1 protein-coding gene is annotated in these 252 nt (G+C 52.0%); it reads left to right on the top strand.

The genetic code is table 11. The features are described 5' to 3' along the window. Positions 1–252: Ig-like domain-containing protein (locus tag SB659_RS20145; protein WP_410551706.1), on the top strand; the 252-nt coding region annotated here is incomplete at both ends.

Genomic DNA, 252 nt, shown 5'->3' with positions numbered 1-252 from the left:
CTGTGAACCCGGATGGCACCTGGAGCGTAGACGTCACCACGCCCTGGTCCGAGGGTGATTACACAGTCGATGCCAGCATTACTGATCCTGCTGGCAATGAAGCAACAGCGTCTGATAACGGTGCTATTGACACCACTGCACCAAATGCTCCAAGCCTTACTATCGCCAATGGCGACGACTTTATTACCGCGGATCAACTCACTAACGGCCAAGTCACTGTCTCTATTGGTTTAGGAAATACCAATGCTGTGG

It is taken from the genome of Arthrobacter sp. SIMBA_036, from assembly GCF_046535135.1.
GTDB lineage: Bacteria > Actinomycetota > Actinomycetes > Actinomycetales > Micrococcaceae > Arthrobacter.
This window is presented reverse-complemented; position numbering and strand designations above follow the sequence as displayed.